Source organism: Mycobacterium sp. 236(2023), assembly GCF_029623955.1.
Taxonomy (GTDB): Bacteria; Actinomycetota; Actinomycetes; order Mycobacteriales; family Mycobacteriaceae; genus Mycobacterium.
Window position 1 is genome coordinate 75,523 of sequence record NZ_JARSBP010000007.1, and the last position, 26,073, is coordinate 101,595.

At 65.7% G+C, this 26,073-nt stretch carries 19 protein-coding genes; 3 read left to right on the forward strand and 16 right to left on the reverse strand.

Annotation, left to right across the window (positions count from 1 at the left end; translation table 11 throughout):
• Positions 1–13: 13 nt before the first annotated feature.
• On the forward strand, positions 14–3,742 hold the full coding sequence (locus P9A17_RS25385) for a bifunctional trypsin-like peptidase domain-containing/SEL1-like repeat protein (protein WP_278041521.1): 3,729 nt from the start codon (positions 14–16) through the stop codon (positions 3,740–3,742).
• 153 nt (positions 3,743–3,895) lie between these two features.
• Here P9A17_RS25385 and eccE read toward each other — a convergent pair whose 3' ends face one another.
• The 11 genes from eccE to eccCa all read right to left on the reverse strand — a co-directional run bounded on the left by eccE (position 3,896) and on the right by eccCa (position 19,761).
• The gene (gene eccE / locus P9A17_RS25390; protein ID WP_278041522.1) at positions 3,896–5,617 is read right to left on the reverse strand and encodes a type VII secretion protein EccE; all 1,722 of its coding nucleotides are present in this window, start codon (positions 5,615–5,617) and stop codon (positions 3,896–3,898) included.
• Positions 5,618–5,627: 10 nt separating this feature from the next.
• Complete coding sequence (mycP, locus tag P9A17_RS25395) at positions 5,628–7,292, reverse strand: type VII secretion-associated serine protease mycosin (protein ID WP_278041523.1); 1,665 nt, start codon at positions 7,290–7,292, stop codon at positions 5,628–5,630.
• Entirely contained in the window at positions 7,292–8,809 is a 1,518-nt protein-coding gene (gene eccD, locus P9A17_RS25400; protein ID WP_278041524.1) for a type VII secretion integral membrane protein EccD, read from the reverse strand. The genes mycP and eccD overlap by 1 nt, the downstream gene beginning before the upstream one ends.
• Positions 8,806–10,566: a chromosome partitioning protein gene (locus P9A17_RS25405; protein ID WP_278041525.1), complete on the reverse strand. Its 1,761-nt coding sequence runs from the start codon at positions 10,564–10,566 to the stop codon at positions 8,806–8,808. Before P9A17_RS25405 ends, eccD begins: the two co-directional genes overlap by 4 nt.
• A 58-nt stretch (positions 10,567–10,624) precedes the next feature.
• Complete coding sequence (eccB, locus tag P9A17_RS25410; RefSeq protein WP_278041526.1) at positions 10,625–12,142, reverse strand: type VII secretion protein EccB; 1,518 nt, start codon at positions 12,140–12,142, stop codon at positions 10,625–10,627.
• Positions 12,143–12,217: 75 nt separating this feature from the next.
• Entirely contained in the window at positions 12,218–13,075 is an 858-nt protein-coding gene (locus tag P9A17_RS25415) for an ESX secretion-associated protein EspG (protein ID WP_278041527.1), read from the reverse strand.
• Between the two features lie 93 nt (positions 13,076–13,168).
• Positions 13,169–13,471, reverse strand: coding sequence for a hypothetical protein (locus tag P9A17_RS25420; RefSeq protein WP_278041528.1), 303 nt, complete (start codon positions 13,469–13,471; stop codon positions 13,169–13,171).
• Between the two features lie 32 nt (positions 13,472–13,503).
• A complete protein-coding gene (locus P9A17_RS25425) occupies positions 13,504–13,827 on the reverse strand; it encodes a hypothetical protein (RefSeq protein ID WP_278041529.1) in 324 nt (107 codons plus the stop codon).
• A 74-nt stretch (positions 13,828–13,901) separates the two neighbouring features.
• Positions 13,902–15,128, reverse strand: a complete 1,227-nt coding sequence (locus tag P9A17_RS25430; RefSeq protein ID WP_278041530.1) for a PPE domain-containing protein — start codon at positions 15,126–15,128, stop codon at positions 13,902–13,904.
• A gap of 31 nt (positions 15,129–15,159) precedes the next feature.
• Positions 15,160–15,465 carry a PE domain-containing protein gene (locus tag P9A17_RS25435; protein WP_278041531.1) on the reverse strand — a complete coding sequence of 102 codons (306 nt, stop codon included), beginning with the start codon at positions 15,463–15,465 and terminating at the stop codon, positions 15,160–15,162.
• 126 nt (positions 15,466–15,591) lie between these two features.
• Positions 15,592–19,761: a type VII secretion protein EccCa gene (eccCa, locus tag P9A17_RS25440; protein ID WP_278041532.1), complete on the reverse strand. Its 4,170-nt coding sequence runs from the start codon at positions 19,759–19,761 to the stop codon at positions 15,592–15,594.
• Between the two features lie 317 nt (positions 19,762–20,078).
• Here eccCa and P9A17_RS25445 point away from each other — a divergent pair, with 317 nt between their 5' ends.
• Positions 20,079–20,270 carry a hypothetical protein gene (locus tag P9A17_RS25445; protein WP_278041533.1) on the forward strand — a complete coding sequence of 64 codons (192 nt, stop codon included), beginning with the start codon at positions 20,079–20,081 and terminating at the stop codon, positions 20,268–20,270.
• A gap of 921 nt (positions 20,271–21,191) precedes the next feature.
• Here the strand turns inward: P9A17_RS25445 and P9A17_RS25450 are convergent.
• The 4 genes from P9A17_RS25450 to P9A17_RS25465 form a co-directional block, all read right to left on the reverse strand.
• Positions 21,192–21,710 (reverse strand): hypothetical protein, encoded by a 519-nt coding sequence (locus P9A17_RS25450; protein WP_278041534.1) that lies wholly within the window; start codon positions 21,708–21,710, stop codon positions 21,192–21,194.
• A gap of 644 nt (positions 21,711–22,354) precedes the next feature.
• Positions 22,355–22,831 carry a hypothetical protein gene (locus tag P9A17_RS25455; protein WP_278041535.1) on the reverse strand — a complete coding sequence of 159 codons (477 nt, stop codon included), beginning with the start codon at positions 22,829–22,831 and terminating at the stop codon, positions 22,355–22,357.
• 287 nt (positions 22,832–23,118) lie between these two features.
• The gene (locus tag P9A17_RS25460; RefSeq protein WP_278041536.1) at positions 23,119–23,865 is read right to left on the reverse strand and encodes a hypothetical protein; all 747 of its coding nucleotides are present in this window, start codon (positions 23,863–23,865) and stop codon (positions 23,119–23,121) included.
• A gap of 45 nt (positions 23,866–23,910) precedes the next feature.
• On the reverse strand, positions 23,911–24,090 hold the full coding sequence (locus tag P9A17_RS25465; protein ID WP_278041537.1) for a hypothetical protein: 180 nt from the start codon (positions 24,088–24,090) through the stop codon (positions 23,911–23,913).
• Positions 24,091–24,129: 39 nt separating this feature from the next.
• On the opposite strand from P9A17_RS25465, the gene P9A17_RS25470 reads away from it, so the two are divergent.
• Positions 24,130–25,167, forward strand: a complete 1,038-nt coding sequence (locus P9A17_RS25470) for a hypothetical protein (protein ID WP_278041538.1) — start codon at positions 24,130–24,132, stop codon at positions 25,165–25,167.
• A gap of 333 nt (positions 25,168–25,500) precedes the next feature.
• Here the strand turns inward: P9A17_RS25470 and P9A17_RS25475 are convergent, their stop codons facing one another.
• Entirely contained in the window at positions 25,501–26,070 is a 570-nt protein-coding gene (locus P9A17_RS25475; RefSeq protein ID WP_278041539.1) for a hypothetical protein, read from the reverse strand.
• Between the last annotated feature and the right edge of the window lie 3 nt (positions 26,071–26,073).

A 26,073-nucleotide genomic window follows, 5' to 3' on the forward strand; every position in this document is an offset into this window, starting at 1 on the left:
GAAAGGAGACCTTATGTGGTCAAGCCTCAACGACTCGAATGAGGTCTATTTGAGTCGCGTCGTCGCTGTTATAGGCGGTAATTCCAAGCGCGATCTCACCATCAGTAGTGGTTATCTGGTCGCTCCACACCTAGTCTTAACTGCTAAGCATGCCGTCACCGATAAACTGCAGTGTAAAGCCTTCAAATATATCACTGTCCAATCCGCAGGAACGGACGACGCCGCAGATGTAAGCATCGATGCTATCACTTACTGCGACGATCTCGATTTTGCAATTATCAGACTCCCGATCACCGCCTCGTGGGCGGAGGTCGAAGGAAATACAAGTTTTGCAAGAATGCGGCGCGACCGTACTGGCGTGATTAACGATTGCTCGGCGGTCGGTTTTCCTCTTTACCAGCGCAACGCTGCCGAGTCGATCAGAGATGTGGGCGAAATTCATGGCGTCATTTATCAGCTAGACGGTGTCGCATCCGGATACTTACTCCTGAGGGAACCAATCGTCCGTCCTTTCGGGGATAGCTTCGAGTACGCGCGCACCAGTCTTCCGTCAACGTCGAAGAACAAGCGGAATGCAAGTCCTTGGTCTGGCTTCTCTGGCGCGGCGGTATTCGCACAGGGCAGGATTATCGGCGTAATTGCCGAACATCACGGTTCCCAAGGACAATCGGCGGTACGTATTGTTGGAATCGACCAACTATTGCGAAGCCGGGAACCGAAAACTCGCGCGGTGATAGACAGCCTAGGTGTTGCAGAGCCAGCGTGGCTCACTTCAGACGAAATCCCCGAAATCATTGATCTGGTGGATTTAATAGGAAACTGTGCGATAGTTCAAGTAAATGAGATTAACGCATACGACGTCGGAGCAACACGATCACATTACAGCGACGGCGTATTGCCAAAAGCGGACCCTTATATAGAGCGAACGAGTAACGAGGTCGATTCGCGACTGAGGGGCGCAGTGCTTGGAGAGCAATTGATTGTCCTGATCGGTCCATCGAAGGCCGGGAAGACACGCACGGCTTTCGAAGCGCTCGCCCGAACCCTCCCAACCGCTCGAATGATCGCGCCAAATGCACACACGGTCCAGCAGCTCGCCCATCACCCAGATCTGCAGGCGACCACCGATCACGTCATCATCTGGCTCGATGAGCTGAATCGCTTTCTGGTGGCGTCGTCACCACTGACACCTGAGGTGCTTGCTCGCATCCGTATGAGACCCGGACCAACCACGATAATTTCAACGCTTAGGACCGAGCAACGCGCTCAATTGCTGCAGCAAAACGACGAAGTTACTCGAAACAGCAAACGTCTGCTTGACAGCGCTGTCGTCGTAGAACTCCGACCCACAAGCGAAGATCCTGATGAGCAGTCTTCAGCAGCCCGTCGTTACCCAAAGGAAGACCTTAGGTTCGGGCTGGGTGCACAACTCGCGGGCGCTCCTAGCCTAGCCGAGCACTATGCCTCGTCGCGCGACCACTCTCCTGTGAACCGCGCCGTTCTCCAAGCGGCGATTGACTGGCAGCGAACAGGTCGCGAAGACGCGATTCCTGAGCCCCGTCTTAGGTCCATCGCCGCTGCCGTGCTCGCGGAGACGTCACCATGGAGCGATGAAACGAAGATTCCCGATGCCATAGCAGAAGAGAGAACGCCGTTAGAGGGCGGTGGCCTAGTAGCAGCACTGATTACTTCGCGCACGCCCGACGGCGGTCGCGCGTACCGAGCGTTTGATTATCTTGTCGCGATCGACGACGGCCAGCACGGGCCACAACGGGACATCCCTGATCACGTCTGGTCCGCTGCGCTGACGGAAGCAACCGCAGCTCAGAGCCACACTATGGCTCTTCAGGCATACAACCGCGGCTACTTGTCCGCGGCGAAACGCGCTGCAATGGCTGCGGCGGACCATGATCATCCAGAAGCGATGTTCTTACTCGGATACCTAGCAGCCGAACGAGACGAACCGAAAGACATTAGCGCTGGGGTGTACTGGTACGAGCGCGCCGCGCAGGTGGGAAGCGCAGGCGCGATGACTAATCTAGGATTGCTCTATATCGAAAATGAGTCACTTGGTAAGTCCGACGAGGCGCGCGTGTGGCTGGAAAAAGCTGTTGATGCCGGCGGGAGCCCGAAAGCCCTTGTGCCTTTAGCCCGACTAATAGAGAAGGACCAAGATCCTGACCTGAGTAGAGCCGAAGCACTCTACGCCCGAGCCGCGACTGCTGGCGACACGCGCGCAAAACGCCACCTCGCTCGCCTCTTCGCTTCATCGTCCAAGCTATCGCGTTTAACTGATGCGGAGAAGTTATACATCGAACTCGCTGCGCGCGGTGAAGCATCCGCCATGCGTCATCTCGGCGCGCTGCTCTGTCGGTCCGAGTGGAAGCGGCCTCGGTTTCGCGAAGGCTGCCAGTGGTACGAGAAAGCTTTCAAGGCAGGCGATTTAGAGAGCGCGCATCAGCTTGGCCACACTTATCTGACGGCTTTTAATCCACCGCGCACCGATGACGCCAGGCGGTGGCTGTTGACTGCCGTCGAGGGCGGCGATAGCAGCGCAATGCAAGATCTTGCGTGGATGTACGCCATGAAACAAAACCCTCCTGATCTGGGTGAGTCTCTGCAGTGGGCTCGAAAGTCCGTAGAGGCGGGAAGCGTATATTCCCACGGTTTAATCGGCCAAGTTCTGGCTGACCTCAGTGATCCCCCGGACCTAACGGCGGCCGAGGATTCTTTCACTAAGGGTGCGATGCTCGGAGACGTATACAGCATGCGGCGCCTCGGTGAAATCTACTCCGCCGATTATATCGAAACGCCACCTCAGCGAGGCCACACCTGGCACCACTGCATCATCCATGGCACATGGACAGAGATTGACCAAAGTCCCAGACCGCAGCCGCTGAAATCACACGTTCGCGCCGCCATCAAGTGGTATGAGCAGGCGGCCGAAAAAGGTGATTCTGACTCGATGCGGCGCCTCGCGACCTTGTACAAAGAATGGGCAACTCCCGTTAGATTGAGAGAATCGGTCTACTGGTATCAGATGGCTGCGGACCAAGGGGATGCGGACGCGATGTCCCATCTCGGGCATTTCTACGCGTATGAGAAAGATCCGCAAGACCTCGAAAAAGGTATCGACTGGTATATTCGAGCCGGCGATAATAACGTTGTAAATGCGTATTCAAACGTCGGCTATATATTCCAGTACTTTTACGGCGATCTGGATGCGGCGACATCTTGGTATAAGAGAGATGCAGAAGCGGGCAGTGTTTATGCGATGAATTGGATGGGCCGCTTCTTGTTGTTCGATGGCGATCCTGCCAATCTGCGTGCTGCGCAAAGCTGGTTTGAGCGCGCTGCAAAAGCGGATGACACTGAGGGAATGCTCGGCGTTGCCGACATTCTCCTGAACCGTCTGATGCCTGCGCAACCGAAGGCTGCGGCGAGATGGTACGAGAAAGCAGCTAAAGCTGATTCGGTTGAGGCCATGTTTGCCCTAGGGCACATATACGCCAACAACATGCGACCGCGCAATGTGCGATCCGCTATTTTGTGGTACCGGAAGGGGGCGAATGAAGGCGACTTAAATTCGGTTATTGCGCTCGCCGATGCGCTCGTCAACGATGTCACGCCGCCGGACCTCCAGGAGGCGTATGAACTGTACAAGCAAGCTTCAGACTGCGGTTCGCAAGAGGCCAAGGAAAAGATGCGGCTGATCAAGCGCCGAATCCGAGGCGAGACATAAGCGACAGATGTACATAGGCCCAGAAATGTACACAATGTCCCCCGTTCGCTCGCTAGCTTCCTGATGGAACCCCCGAAATCGAATTTCTGAGCCCAATGTCGTCGTTCACAGGTTATGTTGAGCCCGGTGGTGTCGGACCCCCACCCCCACCCCTCACCCCGTCCAGGCCTGCTCCTGCCGAAACGCAACGATGGCGACGTCGAAGTTGTACTTGCCGGCGGTGATTCGCACGGTTTCGCGTGATTTCTGCTCGAACAGCAGGTCCGGTGCGGGCCCGCGGTCGTGGCGTCCGAGCGTGATGACGGTCGCGGAGAGGCCGGTGGGCGGGGCGTTGCGGGCTTGGTCGTTGACGATGATGGTGGGCACGAACTCCAGCGGTTGGCGCCGCGCCACGACGGTGATGTTGGGCTGCGCCAACGATTCCCAGCGGCGCGGGTCGGCGGCGTAGATGGCGATGCGCTCCCCCACGGCGGCGGCGCGGATCAGGAGCTGCCGCACGTAGAAGTCGGAGGTGTTCATGACGACGCGGGTGGCACGCTGCGGGTCGGTCAGGGCCAGCATGATCATGTCGTCGCGCTGGATCGACGGGATGCTGGTTTTGTTGTCTCGCTCGGCGGCGCCGACGAGAATTCCGGTGGGCCCGATGGGGATGGTCAGCTGGGAGGGATCGCCGAGAGGCCGTGTGGGCAGCGCGATTCGGGGGCGCGCTGTGGGGGCGGCCCGCAACACCGCGGCGGCCTGATCACCGGGCAGGGTGTTGAGGTTCAGCGTGGGCGGCTGCTGGGGCCGTTGGGGGTCGTTGGTGCGCAACAGGGCCGACACGAGGACGGGTCCGCCGCCGTCGGACTGGACGCGGCGTTTCTTGGTCAGCATCGTCACCTGCACCACGTCGTCGGTGCGCAGCGCCCACATCTGCTGCAGCGAGGCGGTGGTGATGTCTTCGGGTGAGAAGTAGTAGGTCGTCAGGAACCCGGGGTGCCCGTTGACGCGGCGCCACCCGACATCCACGGATTGCGCTGTCCGGCCGCGTGTTTGGGAACCTGAGAGACTGGATCGGGCCCCGACCAGCTCGCGCGCGGGCTGATCCTCGTCGCTGTAGTCGTCGACCTCCGGCTCGGGCGGTTCGGGGGCGTCGGCAAGCCCGGCGCCGAGGCGGTCGAGTGCGGTGTCGAGTTCTTCGGCGGTCAGCGCGGCCGCCCGGATCTGGACCTGCTGCAGCGCATTGATGATGCGTTCGGTGGCGGCCGCGGCGGCAGCACCGATCGAGCGCCGATAGGACAGGGCGGCCACCGAGTCGGCCAGGTCGAGGCGCACGATGAGGTGGGTGTCGCGATGACCGGCTGCGGCCCGGTCGGCCAGCAGCGTGGAGTACAGCGGCGGATAGCCTTCACCGCGGCGGACGCGGTGCCCCGAGGACACCACGTCGATGCCGGCCAGCTTGAGCCCGCCCGGCTGGTCGAGCAGACCGGTGAGCACCTCCAGCGGTAAAACGTTGGTGCTCAACGATACTGACGAGCCGCGCAGGAATGTCGGCGTGTACGCCTTCCCGAAGACCCGCACCATCGTGACGGCCTCGTACTCATCGACCCGTACCCCGCACACGAGGTCGCCCTGGGCGATGTCCACCGCGGCGGCGGCAGGTTCGGGGTGGCGACGCCGGCGCCGCCACCGCGTCAGCGCCGCGATCCAGCCTGGCAGGTTGCGCCGGTGCACCGTGACGATCAGCAGCAGTAACACACCGGCGGTGATGGCTGCGGCGGGCCACCACTGAAACCGGGCGGGCGGCAACAGGATCAGCGCGGTGATGGCGACGACTTCGACGGTCAGCACGACCGGCAGCGCCATCCGCAGTCCCAGGGTGCGTGCCTTGCTCATCGCCATCCCTTCATGACATCCGCCTACGCACACCGGTGACCGCGGCGATGACGGCTGCCAGCACCAGAACTGCTGCGCCGCCGATCAGGGCCATGTTGCGCGGCCGCAGGTCCGGCCCGGGTGGCGGGGGCGGCACATAGAGGTCGGTGGTGAGCCGTTCCACCGGTTTGGGGTCACCGACGGCGACGTCGAAGGTCAGCGCGGCGACCGGGTCGACCACTCCGAAGCCGACCTGGTTGTCGACCCCGCGCGGTGGGTTGTGCGCGGTCTCGGTGATACGCCGCATCACTTGGCGCGCAGTCAGTTGCGGGAACTTCGCCCGCACCAGTGACACCACCCCGGTGACGTAGGCCGCCGAGAAGCTGGTGCCCCAGAAGTTGTTGCCCAGGCCGGGGTCGCGGTCGGGCAGCGCGTTGACCGCGGCGCCGTTGGTGTTGGACAGCCCCATGATCCGCCAGCCGGGGGCGGCCACCGATACCCACGGCCCGTTGATGCTGTCGGGCATCGGCTGCCCATCGGGGGTGACGGCGCCGACGGTGAGGACGTAGTCGGAGAACCAGGCCGGGGTGACGATGGTGCGCACGCCGGCCCAGTCGCGGGGGTCGTCAGGGTTGAGCGGGTTGAACGCGGGGTTCTGTCCGCAGTCGGGTCCTTCACCCTTGTTGCCCGCGGCGGCGACCACGACGACGTCCTTCTCGACGACGGCGTAGCGGATCGCCGCGCCGAGTGCGTCCTGGTTGACCGGCGCGGCGGCGTTGATGCACGACGCCGCGGAGATGTTGATGACCCGCACCCCCAGGTCGGCGGCGTGCCGAATGGCCTTGGCCAGCGTCACGATATCGCCGGCTTTGCGCTTGGCCTGGTCGGGATCGTTGGGGTCGGGGCGTGCCGGGGAGAACGCTGTCGAGGACTGCCTGATCGAGATCAGGGTGACGTCGGGGGCCACCCCGATCACGCCGTCGGGGCCTTGGGGCGGTGGTCCCCCGATGAGCGGTTGCGGGCCGCCGGGGTTGGCCGCGCCCTGGGCCGGCGCGACACCGGGTGGGGGCGGAGGCGGCGGCGCCCCGGGCGGCGGCGGTTCCGGCGCGGGGGGTGGAGGCGGCGGTGGTGCGGTGACCGTGACGGTGGACGGCTTCGGCGGTGCCGGGGGCGGGATGGTGGGCGCCGGGTTCGCGTCCACGGCAGGCGGCGGTGCCATCGGTCGGGCGCCCGCGGGTCGGGCGGTGGGGCGGTCGGCCGGATTGGCCGGTGCCGCACCGATAATGGAGGCGACGATGGTGCCGTGGCTCTCGCAGTCGGTGAGCCCGCCGTTCTCCAGGCCCATCACGTAGTCGCCGCCGGGATACAGCGCTGGGAATCGCGGGTTGGGGGTGACACCGGTGTCGATCAGCGCCACCGACACCCCGGCGCCGGTGGAGTACTGCCAGGCTTCGCGGATGGCGAGCATCGCGTTGCCCGGAGGAGGTTGTGCCACATCGGGATCACCGATGACCACCGGGGTGACGCACGCTTTGTTCTGCCGCATCTCCTGGTCGGGGCCTGGGGTCTCGTCCGGGGGCAGCGCGCCGGGATCGATGACCGGCGGTGCGACTGCCAGGGCGGCCGGCGGCGCGAGGAGGTTGGCGGCCAGCAGCGCGACCGCGCCCGCCGCGGCGGCGGTGGAGCGAAAGCGCATCAGTGATACCTGACGTAGGACAGCAGGCCGATCGCCCAGGCCGCGAACGGGATGATCAGCGCGAGCAGCAGATACTCCAGGTACTCGACCGCTTGCCGGATCGGCGGGGAGAAGATGTGCGACGGGACGGTACCGCCGGCGATCAACCCGGCCAAAGCGACGGCCAGCACGCCGCCGGCCGCCCACAGCCCGGTCGCCGTGTCGGTCGGGGCGGCGTGCAGACCGTAGTGCGCCGGGATTGCGATGAGCGACAGCGACGCGGCCACCACGATGGTGATCGCATGGCGGCGGTCGCGGAATGCCCGCGCCCGCAACACCAGAATCAACGCCACGACCGCGACCACCGTGACCGACGGCCACTGGGTGGCATTGCCGGGGGCGATCGCGAACCACGACGCCGCGAGCGCGACCAGACCGACGCCGAACAGGGTGCCGGTGAGGACCCGGTTGGATTTGCGGGCCACCTCGGCGACCTGCTCGCCGGTCAGCGTGACATCGTGCGGTGCGGACTCGACCGGCGACACGGTGTCCTCGGGCTGGCCGGGAGCGCGGGCGAAAAGGTCACGCCCGGTGATGGATCCGAAACTCTGCCGCGGCACCTTCGCCATCCACAGGCCCATCGTCGGTGCCGAGCGGGCCGCGATGAGCACGGCGATGAGCAGCACGATCGCGATGCGCTGGCCGGGCACCGCGAAAAACATCCGCACCGCCGCCGCGCCGACCCCCGCGGCCGCGACGGTGATGATCGCAGTTGCCGCCGACCAGTGCCGCCCGGTGAACCGGGCCATCATCAACGCGCCGACGATGGCGATCAGCGACGCCAGAAACCCATGGGGCGCAGCGGGTTCCGGTCCGGGCGGGCCGCACGCGCCGGCCAGCACCGCGGCAATCAGTCCCGCCCAGGCGGCGCCGTCGATGGTGCCGCGCGGCAGCCCGGTGCGCGCACCGAGCATTGCGCCCACGATCAACACGAGTGCCACGCCACCGAAGATCGCGGCGATCACCCAGTTCGCGTCGGCCGACCAGCGCATCCGCCACAGGATGACGGCGGCGACTGCGAGCGCGGTCGCGGTCAGCGATGCCGCGACCGTGACCGCGTCGCGGGCGGACACGACGGGGAAATGCTCGGAGGCAAACCGTGCCAGCGCGGTGGACACGTTCTCGATGTTGGGTCCGTAGCGCTGCGCGGTTTGGGCGGGCACCAGGGCCAGCAACTCCCCATCGCTGACCCCTTGGGCGGCGAGCGAGATGTCGTGCGCCAGCACCGTCATTCCGGCGGCGCGCGCGAACTCGTAGGTGCCGCGGGCCAGTTCGGTGTCGCCCTGGGTGCGCAGGATGCGGTTGATGGTGTCCCGGGTGGCCTCGGTCAGCGCCGACAGCGGCACCGCCGCGGGCAGCACCAGATCGATCTGGTGGGCGTCACCGACCAGGATTGACACCCGGCACGATGCCGGCACCAGCGGCGCCCCGGGAGACGCCGGTGGGGATGAGGGCAATCCGGGCCGCACCGCCGTCATCGGCGGTCCCGCGGCGCATCGGTGGTGGTCGGGAAGTGCTCGGCGATGGCCGCGGCGATCTCCACGAAACGCCGCCGCGTCAGCCGGTTGAGTTCGTTGTCGACGTCGACGACACCGCCGGGGCGCAGGTTCATATCGAACGGCACCTCGATGACCGGCTGGCCGCGGGTGGCGAAGTGCTCCGTCACTGTTTTCAGCGTGGACTTGTCGACGTGACCGTCGTGGTCGTTGACGACGACCACGGACCGGTGCAGCAGACCGGTGTGACCGTTGTCGGACAGCCATTGCAATGTCTGTCCAGCCGCTGAGGCGCCGTCGATCCACGGTGATGCCACCACGATCAGCGCGTTGGCATCGTTGAGCACGGTCTGGGTGACCGGTGAGTCCATCGTCGAGCCGCAGTCGATGATCGAGATGGTGAAGTGGTTGTCCAGCCGTGCGGTGGCGGCGCGGTAGATCTCCGGGTCGAGCACTCGTCGCCGCGCGGTGGACGCCTCGCCGGCCAGCACGAACAGGCCCGCGTTGTTATTGCCGACACGGGTGCGCATGTCGGCGAAGGTGTGCAGGTGCTGGTCGGCGGCCAGTTCCCAGTAGGAGCCGGCGGCGTTGGGATCGACGCGGCTGCCGAGCTTGCCGAACGCGGTGTCGGCGTCGATGGCCACGACGCGGTCTTCTTGGCGCAGCTCGGCGAAGATCGAGCCGACGGCGGCGGCAACAGTGCTCTTACCGGTGCCGCCCTTGCCGAGCACAGCGATTTTGTAACGGCCCCGCAGCAGCGACCGGATCTTGGCTTCCAGTTCGGCCTGGCGTCGTTCGTCCGGCGACTGCCCGAGGTTGATCAGTCCGAACGTGCTGCGGAGCAACCACTTTCGCCATCCGCGCGCCGGGGGGATCTTGCGGCTCGGAACGAGTTCGCTGCTACGGATCTGGTCGACATAGTTGTAGTTGTCGTTTCGCCGACCGGGCTCCGGGCGGTACGGGTCGGCAGGTCGTGGTGCCGGGTCGGCCGACGGTCGCGCCGGCGGTGTCTGGTTCCAGGGCTGCTGCCGGGGATCGGCCTGCTGCGGCCCGCGCGGGTCGGCCGGGGGCCCGTACTGCTGTGGGTAGGTGCCGGTGCCGGTGGGCGGCTGCGGTCCGCGGGTTTCCCACGGCGGGGGCGGCGGCGCGTCGTCGCGGAACGGTGGCGGTCCGAAGCTCTGCCGCCCCACCACATCGGTGACGCCGGTGTTCTCACCGGGCGGTGGTGGCGGCGGCGTGGGACTGGGGCGTGCTGGTCCGCCCATGATGGGATCGGGCCACGCCGGGCGTTGCGGTGCGGACGCAGTGTCATCGGTGCCGGACGCGGCATCGTCAGTCGTTGGCTGCTGGGGTACCGCCGGCGGAGACGGCCACGCGGCACCGCCGAAAGGCACGGCGCCCGGCCCTGCGGCATCGCCGGTTTCGCCGGATGCGGTGAACGAATCGAACGTCGGGCGGTCCTCCCCCGGTGTCGGGGTGTGCCGGCCCGGCCGCGTTCCGGGATCGGTGTTCTCGTCCGGGTCCTGGGCGGCGTGGTTTCCGCGCGGCGATGTTTCGGCGGGCGCGGCCGCGTAGGAGCCGTTACGCGGGTCGAAGCTCAGCGGCACCGACGTCGGCAGCGGCGGCATGCCGGGTGTGGGCGACACACCGGGCAGCGGCGGGGTCACAGGGGGCGACGACTGGCGGCGGGACGAATCCCCTGCGGCGTCGTCGATCTCGCTCTTCTCGCGATCGGTCACGGTGTCCATCCTTTGCGGCGACGATGTGGGCGTGCGGTCTGTGGTGGGGCTGGCGGTGCTAGCCGGGCGCTGCGGCGGCCTGCGTGGGTAGCGCCTCGGACCCGACGAGCGGGGCCAGCGTGTCGTGTTGGGTGAGGGCGTCGGCGCGGGTGAGCGCCGGGCCGGGTGCGAAGACCCGGATGAGCGGCCAGGGTGCCTGCCGGGCGTTCTGCGGTGAAACACCCAGTGCCCGAAGGGATTCCTCGGTGATTTCGATGCCATACCGCACGCCCTGGTCGGAAATCCACCACAGCGATTCGCGGCTGTTGGCGGCGGGTGCGGCGCTTGTCGTCATCACCAGGTTGGTCGCTCCCGGGGCGATGTAGACGCGGTCTGCCTCTACCGAGTTGGGGTCGCGGACGTTCTTGACCAGCGGGATGAGGTTGTTGTCGGCGGTCAGCGGGATCGGCAGCCCTTGCCCGGAGAGCACCGTGATCTCGGCGGAGCGGTCGGTGGAGCCTTTGGACCACGACAGGCAGGTGGTGCCTTCCACGGTGGTGTCGACCAGTTCGAGGCGTGTCGTCGGGTAGAACGACACCGGCAGCGACTCCACCACGGGGACGACGGCGAGTTTGTCGGGGGCGACCTCGATCGGCGCGACGTCGCCGAATGAGTTCGCCGAGCGCAGCAGCGACGCCACGAACGGCGAAATGCGTTGCACCCCATTGGGAAGCAGCACATACAGGGTCATCGATCCGGGCTGCTGCAGGTCGCGTGCTTGCAGCACTGACCCGATCACCGCACCGGGCGCGATGTTCCACTGCGACGGCTGCCCCGCCTGCGGCACCGGCGGGCTCACCAGGGGGTCGGTCGCCGGGAGCGCGTCGAACAGTGCCTTGGACAACGGGATGGGGTCGGGTGCGGTCGAGTCGACGCCGAGTGCCAACGCCACCGCCTTGTTGGACAGGTCGATCTCGGAGCGGTGCCCGTCCCAGATGACGTAGGTCTTGTCGGTGTAGCGGGCCAGGATCGCGCGCGGCATGCGCAGCGGCGCCGACCGCATCCCGACCGACAGCGGGCCGGCGATGGCCGAAACGACCGGTGTGCTGCCGGCCGACGTGGTAGATGTCGCCGCCGGCGCGGTGTCGCACACCGCCCACTGGGAGGCGTCACCGGTGCGCAGCGGCATCGCCGCGGGCGCTCCGACGATGCCGACGGTGGGGCCTTGCGGGTACTTGGCCAGTTCGGCGGCTTTGACGAAGGTCGGGTTGTTGGCTTGGCCGGCGATGAGCCGAGCGCTGGCCAGGTTCAGCGCGGGATGCAGGCGGCCGTCGACCATCACGTACACCGCACCGGTGTCGCGGTCGGCGAGGATGTTGTCCTTGCCGACCTGGCCGGCCGGCTTGAACCACGACAGCACGAACATCAGGGCGACGGCGAGCAGCGTGAACGTGATCCCGAGGATGAGGGCGGCGCTGCGCCGCTGCTCGGGGTCGTATTCCAGCCGCACGCCGTGATGGCTGAGCGCCGCCGCGTTGCGGCGGTTCCAGAAGTAATGCGCCGTGACCTGCAGGCGCGACGTCAGATTCAGCGCCATCGCGCTGACCTTACCGACCCCGACATGCGGCAATGCGCCGTTGCCGAGATGCTGTGACGGGTGGGCTTCACGATGTCACGCGGCCTTCGGTGCGGCGAGCAGGCGGGCGAGGTCATCGGCCAGTTCGGCCACTGTCGCGGGCCACATGCTCATCCATTGGCGGCCGTCGGCACCGGTCGTCGTCGTCATGCTGATGCGGCCGTACTCGGTGTCGGCGACGGTCAGCACCTGCGGGTGGACGTGATGGCTGATGCCGCGGTCGACGACCGCCACGACCGCCATCGCCGACTCGTCGTGGCGGGTCCCAGCGGCGAGCACCTCGGCTTGTTGGGGCTGCAGACCCAGGCGCGCCATCGCGGCGGTCACGGTGTCGCGGCCTCCGGCGTGGGCGTGCTCCATGGTGGATTGCAGAAGGTCGGTCGGCAGGTTGAATCCGTCGATCTGCGCGGCGGGGCTGTCGCCGAGGGCGGCCAGCAGCGGCTGGCACATCAATTCGACCTGGGCGCTGGGGCTGTCGGCCTCGCCGACTGCGTCGATGACGACCTCGTCGCCGTCGCGGGCGATCATGGCGAGCCAGCGGCGGTGTTGGCAGACCGCCATGATGCGTTCGTGGACCAAGGGCGTGCCGTCGGTTCCGTGGCCGTTAGGCCGCCGGATCATCAGCAGCACTTGGCGTTCGGGGCGACCGAGGACGGTCATCCAGTCCCGGACGATGTCGTCGACGTCGCCGCGGGCGTCGATGACGCCGGCGGCGACCAGGCCGAGGTATTCGCCGGTCTGCTGGATAGGCAGCGGTCCGGCGGTGGTGTCGACGACGAGTTCGCCGTGCACCGACGGGATGAACGGCTTGACGCGCAGCGCGACGGGCATGGTTTCAATGCCCAGCAGTGCCTGCAGAATCCACAGTCCGTTGACTGTTGTCGTTAAAGACATCGCGGTTCCCCCAAGGACCTCAGCATGTTGATGGGGGACCAACCGTCGCGGCTGGCCCCCCACCGTGGGTGAAAAGTTAAGGCCGACAGGCCATCAGATCGAGTTGAACGAGTTCATGCTCGCGATGTCGGTCCCGACGAAGTTTTCCACCGAGTCGCCGACGGTGCTGCCGTGGCGGATCAGCGTCTGCTTGCCCTCTTCGATGCCCTGCATCAGCAGGTTATGGATGTTGGCGAACGCCGGGGCGCCCTGCTCGGTGCTGAAGAACTCCGCAATGCCGGCCAGTGTGTTGTTGGCCGAACCCATTGCGTTGTCCAGTTCCGCGCAGCACAGCGAGACGCCGTGCTGCCAGTCGGCGACGCCGGCCTTGTTGACGCCAATTACCTCTTCAGCCATGGTTCAAATCCCTTTCGTGACAGACGTTTTGGTTAGAGGCTGGACCAGTTGCCACCGCCGGCGACGGCGGCGATCTGGGATGCGTTGTCCATGTCGGTGTTGTCGAAGCCGTGCACGCTCTGGCGCAGTGCGTCGATGGCCAACTGCCACCGCGAGGTGACCTTGTTGACGGCGTCCTGGATCTCTCCGGTGGTCAGCACGTTGGTGGTACCGGCCTGGCCGGTCAGGTGCCCCATCGCGTGCAGGTCGTCGCCGCTGTGGGCGTACCGCTGAATCTGGTTGACCGTGTTCTCCATAAGTTCCTGGAGCTGGTCGGCGGCCCCGAGAACCTCTGCCTTGCCTACTTTTTCAGTCATCGGACGGTGTATCCCCTCTGTGTCGAGTTCGTTCTGTTGTCGAGTCTATGGGCGCTGAGATGACCCTCTTTGCACTAATTTCGGTTTCGACTCCCCCCATCGAACTCGGGACGCGCCGCCAGTTGCATGGTGCGTCCCGGTGCCCGCTCGGAGCTTGAGCCGGCGGCGTCGCGGCCTGCCATCGGCGGCGCGCCGTACAGGCCGTTGCCACCCATGCCGGTTGCGTTGACAGGCAACGGCTCCGGGGCGGCTGCCGCTCCGAAGCCGCCGGGCAGCCGCGGCTGATTCGGGGTGTTGAAGCTGCTGGCGGGGCGGGTGTAGGTGCTCGGGACCACGCCCGAACCTCCGCCTCCGATGCCGCCGCCGGCGCCGCTGGTGAACGCGGCACCCACCGGCGCTCCGCCGGTGGAGCTCATCAGGTCAGAGTCCACGGCGTCGCCCTCGGCGCCGGTGAGGTTGCCGGCGCTGGACAGCTGGCCCAGCAAGCCCATCGGCAGTTGCACTGCCTGCGAGAGCATTTGGGGAACCTGGCCCAGCATCTGCGGCGCCTGTCCGAAGATCTGCCCCATCTGTCCGGCCATCTGCATGGGCATCCCCATCATCGACGACAGCCCTTGCGACGCCATCGCGGCGGGGGCCTGGGCGGCCGGGGCTGCGGTGGACGCCGTCTGGCTGACCGCTTGGAACCCGGATTGCAGTGAATTGGCGGCCACCCCGGCGCCGGCCTGAACGACACCGGCCAGCGGGCCCGCGGGGTTGGCAAGATTCGGTGCGAAGGGCGGCGGGGTGGAGAGCACACCCAGTGCCGCGGTGACCACGGATTGGTAGGTCGAGGTCAGTGAGGCGTTCTGCACCCAGAAGTGTTCGGTGTACTGCACTTCCAGGCCGATGATCGGCCCGATGTTCTGGTTGAACCAGTTCGTCGCGATCAGTCCGCTCTGGGTGACGCGGTTTTCGGTGCAGACCGGGCCGGGAATCATCGAGTCCATCGCCAGGGTGTAGGCGTCGACGATCTGCATTGCGGTGATGGAGCCCTGCTGCAGCCACGCCACCGCCATACCCATGACCCCCGACAACCCGCTGGCGTGGGCGACCATGCCGGTGCTGCCCAGGCCCTGCCAGCCGCCCGCTGCGGTCGACGCCGCCCCGCCTTCGAGGACGGCGATCTGGCTGGCGAGCACGTCGGCCAGCGTCTGCTGGGCGACGGCGGAGGCGGCCGCGGAGGCGCCGTGGTCTCCCGCCATCAACGTCCAGTAGTTGACCTCGGGCGGGTTGGCAGCTGCATCCCCGTACGTCGGCATGAGTTACCTCGTGGTGCGGATCTCGTGGCGCTCAGAGCGCCAGGTTGCCCATGTTCGCCACATCCTGGGCGACATAGCTGATGCCACTGACTGCCACGGTATCGGCAAACAGGGCCCGGCCGGTGGTGATCTCGGACAGCATGGCCACCGCTGCGGCTCCCCGGGCGCACAGGCCGGCTGCTGCGGCGGCGGAAGCGCCGTCCCCGCCGGGGGGAAGCACGGCGCACACGACCGGAGCGGCCCCGGCGGTGGAGGCGAACTGGGTGCCGACGCCCGACGACTCGATCGCCGACTGCAGTGCCAGCAAAGCCGGATTGACTCCCATCAGATCTGCCATGATTTTGCCCTCCCTGGTGGTGTTCCGTTGCGTCTTCAGTGTAAGCACGGTTTTGGGGTGGTCGCTGCACGTGTTTTATTGACGTCAGTGTCGACAGGCAACGGATTCCGTTGGAGATAAGTTGCCTTAGGTGGGCGGCGGTGGCGACGCCGCTGGTGCGGGCGGTCGTGGCGGCGCCGTCCAGCCGACCAGTACTCCGTCGGGCCCCGCCGGGGACGCATAGATGGCCTTGCCGGGCCGCTGCGGCTCGGCGTGGATGCCGCTGACGATGATGCCGTTGTCCCGGCGGCCGTTGAAGATGACCACCGGCGGCAGGGAGCCGATGATGCGGCCCAGCACGCCGGATCCGACGGCTTGGAAGCTCCAGTTGCGGATGTCGGCGGCGGCGATCACGTGCAGTCCCAGCTGGTCGGCCTGCTCGACGTAGCTGGCCAGCTTGGTCAGCGGATTGTCGACCGACGCCCAGGCGGTCGCATCGTCGATGACGAGGAAGATTTCCCGGCCGCTCCAGAACTTGCGGGTCAGCAGCTCCTCCTGCGTGGCGCCCGGCGGCGGCATGCGCCGGTCGAGGACCTCGCACAACTTCTGGATGCCCTCGCGGATGGCGGTCTGCGTGTAGGCGTACTCCACGAGGTAGTCCGGCGGCACCACACCGATGTTTTTGCGCCGCGGGTCGAACACGACGATGGCGGCTTCTTCGGGGCTGTAGCGGGCCATGATGCTGTGCATCATGGTGCGGATGAAGTTGGTGCGGCCCGATTGGGCGCTGCCGACGGCAACGAGGTGCGCGTGCTCGGCGAAGTTGACGTAGGCCGGGGCCAGCGTCGCCTCCGCCAGCCCGAACGGCACCATCTCCTTCGGCAGCTGGGGATCGACTCGGGCCAGGATGTCGTCGAAAGCGACTTCTTCCGGAAGCCGCAGCACCTCGCTGACGTTCTCGACTCCGGCTACGGCGCGCACCACTTCTCCGAGCCCGCGCACTTCGACCCGGCCGGAGGGGCGGTTGGCCAGTTCGGGGACGCCGACCATGAGGTGGAAGCCCGACGGGCTCAGACCGCGACCCGGGACGTCGGGCACTTCGCGGGCCCGGCTGATCCCGTCGACGCGGGGCACCTCCGATTCGCGGGGGTCGGTGAGGCGCAGCTCCATTTTCTGCGCGATTTCGGTGCGCAGCCCGGAGCGGATCCCGGAGATGGTGCTGGTGTGGGTGACCACGACCCGGACGCCGTAGTTGCGGGCGCGCAGCAGGCTCAGCACCGTGTCGACGTGCTTGGACGCCTGGTCCTGGAAGTTGGCCCAGCCGTCGATGACGAGCACCACGTCGCCGCCGTCGATGCCGATGTCGGTCGGGTTGGGGCCGAATTTGGCTTGCCGCACCATCGCGATGTCGAGGCCGCGCGCCGCGAACTGTCGTTCCCGGTCCTCCACGATCTGGCGGACTGTAGCGAGCACGCGGGCGACGCCTTCGGTATCGAACACGGGAACGACGGACGCCACGTGGGGAAGGTCGGCGACGGCGGCCAGCTGGGGTCCGCTGGCTGCGATGCAGTAGAACTGCACGCGCTCCGGCCGGTACAGCAGCGCACCGGTGGCGATCATCGTCATCACCGTGGTCGTGGCGCCGCGGGTCGGGGCGGCCACGATCATCGCGTTGTCGGACAGCAGGTCCAGGCAGAACACGTCCTGACGGTGTTCGCGGGGCCGATCTTCCAGGGCGACAGGCATTTTCAATCCGGGGTTGTCGCCGTAGTCGACGTCCCACGGTTTGCCGCGGTAGCGCAGCACCAGATCATCGGCGGGCGGCGGATCGCCCAGCGGCGGCAGCCACAGCTGCCGCGGCGGGCCTACCCCGGCGGCTTGTAGCGAGTCGATGAGGACGTCGACGACCAGCGGATTCTTGCGGGCTGCGCCGACCGCGGGGGCGGTCGGCTGCGGCGCGACCTCCGGTGTCGGCGGCGCGACCGGGGTGGCGAGGGAGTTGTCGATGTCGACGGCTTCGTCGACGGTGAACGGGCGCGGGTCAAACCACGTGCCGGCCCGCACCGGGGCCGCGACTTCGTCCTCGGTGGTGGGGATGTATTCCGCGGACGAGTAGAAGAAACGGAACTCGCGCGGCTCGCGCTGCGCGACCCGCAGGTACGCGGTTCCCTCCGCGCCCTTTTCGGGGAGGTGCGCGGCGACCGAGCTGCCGATCGCCTCCCGGGAATCCTCTTCCCGTCCGGTACGCGCGGCGATGGTGAAGCCCAGCAGCTTGCGCACATCGCGAAGCTTCTGGGTGTCCAGCGTCTGACCGACCAACTGCAGGAACATGTGGTACGAGCGGCCCTGACGGACGATGCGCCAGAACAGTTTCTGGAATTTCGGGCCCCACTCCGGGTCGCCGAGCATTTCCTGATACTCGTCGCAGATGATGAACAGGGCCGGCACCGGCGGCAGCGTCGGGTCCGTCAGGCGCCGCTCGTTGTAGGTGGTCAAATCCGGGACGCCGTCCATCGAGGCGCAGAGCGCGCCGCGGCGGTCCAGTTCGCCGTCGAGCGCTTCGTGCATGCGTCCCACCAGGTGGCGTTCATCGGTGAGGTTGCTGACGCTGGCCACCACGTGCGGGAACCGTTCCAGCGTGCCGGCCGCGGATTTGAGCTTGAAGTCGGAGAACACGACGTTGACGACTTCGGGCGAGTGGGTCAGTGCCAGCGCGGTGACCTCGGTGATGATGCCTTCGGACTTGCCGGCGCCGGTGGTGCCGATGAACAGCGAGTGCATGTTCATGCCGTGCTGGCTGCCCTCTTTGAGGTCCAGGTCGACGGGTTGTCCGCTCTCGTCGAGCCCGATCGGGAACCGCATCCAGTCCCGATTGTTGGTCTGCACCCGTCGGGGCGCCCACAAACGGTCGACGTCGAGGCGGCGCGGGTCGCGCACCCCGACCACGTCGAGGAGGGTGCGCTGCTGCGCTTCGGTGTTGGACACCGAGGCGATGGTGCTGCCGCCGACCCGGTACCGGGCCAGGGACCGGGCGAAGCGCTCGGCTTCGTCGGTGCTGAGCTGGTCGGCGGTGGCGTAGAACGCGTCGTCGAGTTCGTCGGAGCCTTTCGGCACTCCGCCCAGGACAGTCGGGTCGTCGGTGGGCAGCTTCTTGCGCAGGGAGCCGTCGGTGAGCCGGTAGGTGGTGGACGGGGCGAAGCCCACCCAGTGCTTGGCGCCGTAGGTGTCGGGGGGACGCACCGGCGTCGAGGTGGCCAGCCGGAGGAAGCAGGTTCCGGCGTATCCGGCGCTGCCGGTCAGCCCGGCCCAGTCCTCGGGGGTGCCGCAGCTGTCGTCGATGACGATGCGCAACGGGAGGACGGGGGCGACGTCGCCGCCGTGCAGGCCGCTGCTGGGCGGACTCCATTGCGGCCGTTCGGTTTCGGCCTCGTCGAGGAAAGCTTCCAAGCGCGCCGGGGAGGAGAACAGCAGGCGGCGTTCCCCGCAGCCGTCGCGCTGGGTGCTGTGCTGCATGTGCGGCAGCCACTTCGTCCACTCCCAGGCGGTTGGGGCGGCGGACACGACGATGATCTGCACGTCGGTGGGGCTGTGGAAGGCGGCGAGCTGGCAGATCATCGCCCGCGCCAGCGACCGCACTTCTTCGGTGTCGCCGACCAGCGACAGGCCGGGGAAGCGTTGCAGCCAAATGACTTTGGCGATGTCGTCGATGTATTCCTGCTCGATGAGGAATTTGCGCAGTGCGTGTCCGGTGGCGGGCTCGATCTGGGACGATTCGGGGATCTTAGGCTTCTCGATCGACATAGCCAGCCGCACCCGGCCGACACCGACGCGGACGACAGCGAATTCGTCGCTGCCGGGCGGCCGGTCCCACATGCGCACTGAGCCGGCGACGCCGACGAGGCGGTCGGGTTCCCAGTGGAAGTGGTCGCGGTGTTTCCACTGCTGGCGGCGCTGAACTTCGACTTCGTCGCGGATCTCATCGAGTCGGGAGAACCAGGTGCGCCGGAACAGCGTCAGCTCGCCCCAGGACATCTTCTGGGCGGCGCCGCGGCCGCGGAACAGCATGCCGACCATGCCGACGAGCATCATTACGCCGAAGATGCCGAAGCCGGTGGCGAAGCTGCGCATGCCGGAGACGTACATCGCGACGATGAACCCGACGACGCCGACAACCAGGGTGATCGGCAAAACAATGGCCCAGATGCTGCGCGGGGGTGGGATCGGTGCGGCGATGGGCGGCTCGACGGCGATCTTCCCGCCGGCAGTGGCGGGTGGCCGGGGCGGCTCGCCAGGACGCACGAAAGGCTGAGTCGTCACTAATTCACCCTAACGCCGCGCGAGTGGGCCCCGTTGCGCTGATTTCTGAGCTTGTTGGTGCTGGTGGAACCATGGAGCCGGTATGCGGCAACAGGCCCTCGCCTCCGTCGCCTCAACTTAAGTGCTACTGGTCAAGCTGGGTGAAATAGCTCATCTTGTACTCGGATCCTGGTGGCCCTGGGCCGCGCAGGCGGGTCCATCATCGTCATCTGCAATTGTCTTACTGCTTCGAATCCTGCCCCTCTGAGCAGCGGATACGAACATCCGCACAAGAACCGCGCAACTAGATGCGTGACCCTCATCGAAGGAGTCATCCCATGCGTAATACCGTTATCGACCCAGTGACCAGCGCGGACACGACCTATTCAGCGACCGACGTCGAAGACCACCGCGTTCCGTTGCCGCCTGAGGCGAACCACGTCGAAGAGTTCGAGGTTGGGCAGCGCTACACCGCCCCTGACCTCGACGGCGGCGGTGAGACTGGCAGCGTGAACGTGTTTGCCTACTAGCGCGCCGATGGGTCGCTCGTCGCAGACAGCATCGCGCTCGTCTTGCGCTCGGATAACCGTGGTATCGAGTCTGAGCAGGTGCACGACACGGCGACCCAGCTTCGCGAACTCGCGCAAGCAGTGCTCGCCGGGGCCGAGCTGACCGAGCGGTGGCGCGCCTGGACGCCCGATGGTGGTTGACGCTTCATCAAATCGAACAAGCGCCCACGGCCCACACGGGTTGTGGGCGCTTGCGTGCGTGCGTCGTTCCCGCGCCCCAGGCGCTCGCCTGCCTAGCCCTCCTCCGGTTCGTCGCGGCTCCTGTCCGCGTCTCGAACGCGTGAAATGCCCGCGAACGGTGACCCGCCTCGATCAACCCTGTACCGGATGCTGCGAGCGCGATTTGATTGGAACCAATGGGGATTGACCCGACTCCGCTTCAATTTGCCGGAGCTTCGCCGAGCCCAACGCGCGCCACGTGCGTCCTTGAACACGATCTCAACCCCGAAGTACAGCGTTACGTCGGCGACGCCATAAAGGTCCATGTTCAAGTTCTCATCGTCCAACCGGAACATGCCGGGCGGCAGGACGCGCAGAGACGAAGGGGCGTAGTAGTTGGAGAACCTATCGCCACCGTCCACGTGACTCTTTCGCTCACCTAGTTGCGCTAGTTCAAGAAGCTCCCACCGCATGATTCGGGAGAACAATCGCACGAGCCACCCCCTCTCGAAAGGGTCATACACGAGCGGTAGATACACAAAGACGTCGTAGACGGGAAGCCCAGAATCGTTGCCCAGTCGGACTTCTACCGGGCCGCTGCCTTCGCGACCAATCCACGCGTAAACCTGACGCGCTTGCTCGGTGCGCCACTGGCGCCACCACTGATACACGAGAAACATCAGTGTGAGGCTTGTTGCCCCACCGCCGACCCATGTCGCTATGTCACCCCACTGGGGAGCCAACGGACAAAACATGTGGCGATTGTGACAGCTGGCTGAGCAACTGCACGACAGGCTTTAGCCGCCGGTGATCATTGTCGGCACCTACGCCGCCGACAATGGTGCACAACAAGTCTGAAAACATGCTGCTGGCCCAGAGTGCCATCGTCGCGGCGCGGCTGCGCTTCTCCGCGGGTTGTGACTCGTCGGCGGCGACGGCTTCGAAAGCGGCTATGAGTTGCGCAAGTTGCCCTTCCGGTGATGGCCACTTTTTCGTAACCCGCAGGGCTGCGCCGGTCGGCTTGCCGAGATAGTCGACCTCACCGTTGGCCTTCGTTGTGGTACCAACGAAAAACGGCTCGCAGTGAAGAGCTCGGAGCGCACGCCGGACGGTGTCTCGATCAAAGCCCGTCGCTCGCTCCAGCAACCTTGGACTGGGGGCGCGGTCAGTCTCAACATTAAATTCGACCGCAGCTTTAAGAACCGGCAGGTCCCGCAACTCCCACGATGGTGCAGATGCCACGCCCGGCAGTATGCGGGAGCCCACCGACATTCATCGGAACCTGTCGGCACCGCTGTTCCTCGACGGACTAGAGGGGGCCAACTCCGCGAGCTGTATCCGACGTCGGCACTCGCGGTATTCGTTCACGTCCGAGACAGGGCACCACCTTCTCAGGGCTGACGTCACGCCACGGCTGACGTGACCAGCTCTCGTGAGTCACAGTGACTCACGAAGGGTTCCGGTTCGCGGCCGGAACTGATCGCGACCCAGCACTGGACCGGGTCACTACCGTCACAGTGGGTATACCGGTCGGTTCGTCAGTCTAGATCGACGGCCTGCCACAATGAGAGCAATCCTCGAAGAACTGCTCGACGCGCACACCGACCGCCTGTAGGGCTTCGACATTCGTTCTATTCACGTTTCCTCCCTACACATTTGGTGGCCGCGCACCCCGCGCAGCTCGGCGTCGACCTCTTCCACGGGCGGGCGGGTCAGGGGCAGTCCGGGTAGGTCTGGGACACAACAGTCATGAAGGTTGTTGCATCACCGGGGTTTCCGTAAAGGCTGAGGAGCTTTTGGTAGACGCCGTGGGGTGGTGTCCCCATTCCATACTCGATGCACGTTTGGTGTGCCCGCAGCGTCATCAGGGCGGGGTCTTGGATGTATCAGCCGCGGCTCACCATGGCGCTAAGGAACTGGCGGTCGAACTCCGCCATCTGGCTCACCGTGAAGTTTGGGTTGTCGACGTGACGTGCTTCGGGTACCGGCGCGGACACGGTGCGCGTTACGGTCGGTGCTGGGGGTGGTGGTGGCGGGGGTGAAATGTCGAACCCCGACGGTCCGACGGGTATCAGCTCAGGATCGTCGTCGTCCCACTCCGGGCTGACCATCGCGACGTCGCCGAGAGTGGGCCGACCGAGGTGGGGCAGCGCGACGACGGCCGCGAGACCGATCGCCAGGACGGCTGCCACGACACCCGCCGCGGTAATGCGTGCCGGCGTCCACCAGCGCGGCTCGGGTTCATCGTCGACGAGCGACCAGGCGGTGTGCGCTTCGGTCTCGTCGATCGCCTGGCCCAGCTGCGTGATGTCGGCTTGGGTCAGGGCTGTGTCGGATCGTTCGTCTGTGATTTCGTCCCCCATGCGCGGGGATCGTAATCTGTCAGATTGACGTACGCGACAAATGTGAAGGCCGCGAGTTCATGAGCGCGGGAGTTAAGGTCCGCTCCTGTTGTCGGTGTCCGTCGTTATCGTCCGGCTATGAGTGATGCGGCAGCGTGGGCTGTTACTGCAGCCAACAAGTTTCGCGAGGTTGAGCGGATAAGGAGAGCCCGGCGGCGAAGCTTCTGGCCGAGGGGTTAACAGCACTCGCGGAAACGATCATAGACCTCGACGGAAGGTAGCCGAGAAGTACTAAGCGCGAGACATTCTCAAACGTCCGCGTCGCGAGGTGGGGGCTTCACTTGCTCTACTTTCGACTTCGGGATCATCTTTTCGCAGATCCACAGCAGTCCTGTGTAATCGACGCCCTCGGCGATGCCGCGAATGCAGTCCTCAGCGGGGACACCCTTTGACGGGTCGCCGAACGGGTCCGGCTCCTTGCTGGCGCTGATCTGCGAAATCACTGCTGTTAGATACATGCCTGCGTCATTGATCAGTGGGCCGATCCCCGCGTCTTGCTTGCGCAGCTTCGTCTCACGGTTTTGCCAGTAGGGCCGAACGCGGCTGAGGAAGATATCTACGTGCGTCACGCGGCCGAGCGAGGGTGCGTCGACATATCCGTGGATACTCGCCTTCGCCGTGGGTTCCGGGTCTGGGCCGCGCTGCATCCCTCTCCGAAACATGCTCCACTCGGCCGAGAACCGCACCAGGTGCACTGTTCGCTTGTTGACTGGGCGGCCCTCGAAAGCGAGCGGAAGCGCTTGGCCGAAACCGCCCCAGCCGCCGCCGGCCCGAATCGCCTTGCCGGACTCTTTGGGCTTCGTGAAATCCAGACGGTAATGCTCGTTCGGATGGTCTGCGTCAGGTCCATGGATGCTGACCTTCACCATCTGCATCGGCCTGAACGTCGACTTGATGTAGAACGACGTCGCGTGGGACTCAATGAACCAGGTGTAGCCGCACACGCCGGTTGCCTTATCGATGATGACGAACGCAATGGCGTCTTGACCGTCCATGCTCGTGGCCCCCACACAGCCACTGAAGCACAATGCCCGGCGTCCTTATGGGACGTCGCCGAGTCCCGCTTCGAAGTCGGCAGCGTCGAGCAGGCCCTCCAGCGCGGGCATCATGCCCTGGATCGACAGCATGAACTGCTGTGCACTCGGAGCCAATCCGCGCAATGACTCGGCGAACTTCTCCGGGTCACCCGCGACACGGCTCGGTGTGTTGCCTACGGACACACCGAACCGGATTCCGTGAACATGGCTATCGTCGCCTGCATGCCGTATGAGCAGGGGGTCTCGGACTGGCGGGTATACAGCGCCGAGCAATCTGTCGGCCACGACCGGCCCGTCAGTGCCGATGAATGCCAGGAGCTTGTCGAACAAGCAGCAGCCAGCGACTGGTTTCAGGAGTGGTTCCCGCACACACCGGCCATCGAGGTAAAGGTGGAGGGCGGCGAGCACCCCGACCTCGGCCTGATCTCTTCGTACGCCACGCACTGGGGTTATCCGCTGCCGACCAAGTGGCTGATTTCAGTGCACCCGAAGATGATGACCGCCCGCGTGCTGCTCCACGAACTGGCCCACTGCGTGCAGCCCATTTATGAAGCCGCAGAGGGGCTGCGGACCGATAGAGACCAGAGCTACCACTGGAACCGACGCAAGCACCGCAGCCACGGTGAGTACTTCACCGCCGCGTTGGGCGTCATAACCGACAACATGCTGCCCGACGACGATGGCCAACTTTTTTCAGCCTGCCGTCACTACGAGGCCCCAATCGCGTCAGTCGAAGCACTCCGCGAACAGGTTCTGGCGCAGCCGGAAATCCTCGACGATGAACAACGGTGGTTCAACGAGATTCAGCGACAAAGCGCCGAGATCGAAGCGCGCTACGAGGCTGAACACGGAGGTGAGCGCAGGATGGTGATCCCCCAGACTCCTTGGGGTTTCAACATCGAGTGGTACCGCCGTGACGTCCGTCGAAGAATGGGTGGACGCCTCGTCTCGCAGAAGCGGGTTGCCGAAGCGGTCGCGAAAGTGACGCCGTGCTCGGCCCGTCACATCTCCGCTCTGGAGAACAGCCGCGAGCGTCCCGAGGATCCAGCGCAGTTGAAGCGTGCGATGCTCGTCGCCATCTTCCTTGGCCTCGACCCGATCTGGACGCGCTATAACCTCGGACTGACGCGTTGGGACTGCGGAGGTATCACAATGCGGCAAGCCAGAACGATGAACTGGCGCTGGGCCAGGTTGGTTGCACACCTCAACAAGCTGCAACGCGAGATGCCGCCGCGCTGGTACGTCGAGGGCGGACGCTGACCCGCTACGACCAGTACGCTGAGGGCAACGGAGGGCACGATCGACACGGCTGTGCTATGGATCGTCGCGCTGGCGATCTCGATGACGACCACATCCGTGATCGCACTCGCATGGCGTGCACGGCGCCGCCGTCTTGAAGCGCCCGAGGAACAATACTGGCGGATGGTCAAAGACATTCGCCGGAAGCTTCCTACGCGCTCGGAAAACTCTTGGCCGGAATGTTCGGCTCGGCCGGATAACACCGTTGGTACGCCTGCGCCGAATGGTCCCCTACGTAGCCAAGGGCTTCGAGCTAAATAATGCTCGTCGCCCTGTGCTGTTGCGTCCCCCCGCCTAAATCGGCGCGAGACCACCACCCACACTCGGGCCTGGACCAGCGCCACCGGGGTCTTGGACTGGCCAAATCGGTTGCGGGGAGCCCCATTCGTTGAGTTCCCATTCGTCGTCGTCGAGTCCCCACGGACCCTCGGGCGGCGGAGCAGGACTGAAGTTGGCGGCTTGAACCTCGCCAGCGCCAGCGGGACTGATTGGGCGGTCGGCATTCGGGACACCTCCGCCGCGCCCGGCGGCGGAGGCGGCCTGCTGGGCCTGTAACGATTCGGGAACTGCCTTGATCTTGGCGGCCTCTTCGGCATCGGTAACAGCCATCTGCTGAACGGCGCTCTCGGTCGCAGCGAGCCCCCGGGGAGCGCGGGGTGCGATCTCGGCCACGGAGGCCGCCACCTTCGAGGCGACGGTTCCGGCGATCACCGCGGCGGCCCCGTCAATCGGCGATCCGCCAGCAGCAGGCGGGATGGGACCAGGCTTCGCTGCCTCAGTGATGGAGGCTGCCTGGGCTTGCGCGGCCGCGGTGAGGTCAGCGGCGCGCTGCCGAATGTTGTCGTTGTCCCCTTGTGCATACATGCG

Excerpts from the sequence above, each read along its gene's own strand:
- mycP (WP_278041523.1), bottom strand. The coding sequence starts at position 7,292 with ATGCGCTTTCGCTCCACCGCCGCCGCGGCGGGCGCGGTCGCGCTGCTG.
- P9A17_RS25455 (WP_278041535.1), bottom strand. The coding sequence starts at position 22,831 with ATGGGGGACGAAATCACAGACGAACGATCCGACACAGCCCTGACCCAA.
- eccE (WP_278041522.1), bottom strand. The coding sequence starts at position 5,617 with ATGAGCAAGGCACGCACCCTGGGACTGCGGATGGCGCTGCCGGTCGTG.
- P9A17_RS25425 (WP_278041529.1), bottom strand. The coding sequence starts at position 13,827 with ATGACTGAAAAAGTAGGCAAGGCAGAGGTTCTCGGGGCCGCCGACCAG.
- P9A17_RS25430 (WP_278041530.1), bottom strand. The coding sequence starts at position 15,128 with ATGCCGACGTACGGGGATGCAGCTGCCAACCCGCCCGAGGTCAACTAC.
- P9A17_RS25435 (WP_278041531.1), bottom strand. The coding sequence starts at position 15,465 with ATGGCAGATCTGATGGGAGTCAATCCGGCTTTGCTGGCACTGCAGTCG.
- eccD (WP_278041524.1), bottom strand. The coding sequence starts at position 8,809 with ATGACGGCGGTGCGGCCCGGATTGCCCTCATCCCCACCGGCGTCTCCC.
- P9A17_RS25470 (WP_278041538.1), top strand. The coding sequence starts at position 24,130 with ATGCCGTATGAGCAGGGGGTCTCGGACTGGCGGGTATACAGCGCCGAG.
- eccB (WP_278041526.1), bottom strand. The coding sequence starts at position 12,142 with ATGGCGCTGAATCTGACGTCGCGCCTGCAGGTCACGGCGCATTACTTC.
- P9A17_RS25420 (WP_278041528.1), bottom strand. The coding sequence starts at position 13,471 with ATGGCTGAAGAGGTAATTGGCGTCAACAAGGCCGGCGTCGCCGACTGG.
- P9A17_RS25385 (WP_278041521.1), top strand. The coding sequence starts at position 14 with ATGTGGTCAAGCCTCAACGACTCGAATGAGGTCTATTTGAGTCGCGTC.
- P9A17_RS25475 (WP_278041539.1), bottom strand. The coding sequence starts at position 26,070 with ATGTATGCACAAGGGGACAACGACAACATTCGGCAGCGCGCCGCTGAC.
- P9A17_RS25445 (WP_278041533.1), top strand. The coding sequence starts at position 20,079 with ATGCGTAATACCGTTATCGACCCAGTGACCAGCGCGGACACGACCTAT.
- P9A17_RS25415 (WP_278041527.1), bottom strand. The coding sequence starts at position 13,075 with ATGTCTTTAACGACAACAGTCAACGGACTGTGGATTCTGCAGGCACTG.
- P9A17_RS25460 (WP_278041536.1), bottom strand. The coding sequence starts at position 23,865 with ATGGACGGTCAAGACGCCATTGCGTTCGTCATCATCGATAAGGCAACC.